General features: G+C 57.4%; 1 rRNA gene (only partly in view). It reads right to left on the bottom strand.

Annotation, left to right across the window (positions count from 1 at the left end):
- Positions 1 to 1,914: ribosomal RNA gene (locus ACFWPQ_RS51830) — 23S ribosomal RNA — on the bottom strand (it extends 1,292 nt beyond the left edge of the window).
- Between the last annotated feature and the right edge of the window lie 64 nt (positions 1,915 to 1,978).

Raw genomic sequence — 1,978 nt, 5'->3', positions numbered from 1 at the left:
GGCGTGGCCCCCCTTCTCCCGAAGTTACGGGGGCATTTTGCCGAGTTCCTTAACCATAGTTCACCCGAACGCCTCGGTATTCTCTACCTGACCACCTGAGTCGGTTTAGGGTACGGGCCGCCATGAAACTCGCTAGAGGCTTTTCTCGACAGCATAGGATCATCCACTTCACCACAATCGGCTCGGCATCAGGTCTCACCCACATGTCATCCGGATTTGCCTGGATGACGGGCTACACCCTTACCCCGGGACAACCACCGCCCGGGCTGGACTACCTTCCTGCGTCACCCCATCACTCACCTACTACAAGTCTGGTCCGTCGGCTCCACCACTCCCCTCAACTCCGAAGAGATCAGGGCGGCTTCACGGACTTAGCATCGCTCGGTTCGATGTTTGACGCTTCACAGCGGGTACCGGAATATCAACCGGTTATCCATCGACTACGCCTGTCGGCCTCGCCTTAGGTCCCGACTTACCCTGGGCAGATCAGCTTGACCCAGGAACCCTTAGTCAATCGGCGCACACGTTTCCCACGTGTGAATCGCTACTCATGCCTGCATTCTCACTCGTCAACCGTCCACAACTCGCTTACGCGGCTGCTTCACCCGGCAGACGACGCTCCCCTACCCATCCCAGAAGGCGTTGGCCCTATACTCTGGAATGACACGACTTCGGCGGTACGCTTGAGCCCCGCTACATTGTCGGCGCGGAATCACTAGACCAGTGAGCTATTACGCACTCTTTCAAGGGTGGCTGCTTCTAAGCCAACCTCCTGGTTGTCTCTGCGACTCCACATCCTTTCCCACTTAGCGTACGCTTAGGGGCCTTAGTCGATGCTCTGGGCTGTTTCCCTCTCGACCATGGAGCTTATCCCCCACAGTCTCACTGCCGCGCTCTCACTTACCGGCATTCGGAGTTTGGCTAAGGTCAGTAACCCGGTAGGGCCCATCGCCTATCCAGTGCTCTACCTCCGGCAAGAAACACACGACGCTGCACCTAAATGCATTTCGGGGAGAACCAGCTATCACGGAGTTTGATTGGCCTTTCACCCCTAACCACAGGTCATCCCCCAGGTTTTCAACCCTGGTGGGTTCGGTCCTCCACGAAGTCTTACCTCCGCTTCAACCTGCCCATGGCTAGATCACTCCGCTTCGGGTCTTGAGCGTGCTACTCCATCGCCCTGTTCGGACTCGCTTTCGCTACGGCTACCCCACACGGGTTAACCTCGCAACACACCGCAAACTCGCAGGCTCATTCTTCAAAAGGCACGCAGTCACACCACAAGGATGCTCCCACGGCTTGTAGGCACACGGTTTCAGGTACTATTTCACTCCCCTCCCGGGGTACTTTTCACCATTCCCTCACGGTACTATCCGCTATCGGTCACCAGGGAATATTTAGGCTTAGCGGGTGGTCCCGCCAGATTCACACGGGATTTCTCGGGCCCCGTGCTACTTGGGTGTCTCTCAAACGAGCCGCTGATGTTTCGACTACGGGGGTCTTACCCTCTACGCCGGACCTTTCGCATGTCCTTCGCCTACATCAACGGTTTCTGACTCGCCTCACAGCCGGCAGACTGTGAAAGAGAGATCCCACAACCCCGTATACGCAACCCCTGCCGGGTCTCACACGCATACGGTTTGGCCTCATCCGGTTTCGCTCGCCACTACTCCCGGAATCACGGTTGTTTTCTCTTCCTGAGGGTACTGAGATGTTTCACTTCCCCTCGTTCCCTCCACACTGCCTATGTGTTCAGCAGCGGGTGACAGCCCATGACGACTGCCGGGTTTCCCCATTCGGAAACCCCCGGATCAAAGCCTGGTTGACGACTCCCCGGGGACTATCGTGGCCTCCCACGTCCTTCATCGGTTCCTGGTGCCAAGGCATCCACCGTGCGCCCTTAAAAACTTGGCCACAGATGCTCGCGTCCACTGTGCAGTTCTCAAACAACGACCAGCCACCCATCACCCCCAGACCA

The organism is Streptomyces sp. NPDC058464 (assembly GCF_042721035.1).
In the GTDB taxonomy this organism is placed as follows: domain Bacteria; phylum Actinomycetota; class Actinomycetes; order Streptomycetales; family Streptomycetaceae; genus Streptomyces.
The sequence above is the reverse complement of the archived record's forward strand: the minus strand, read 5'-3'. Positions and strand labels throughout refer to the sequence as shown.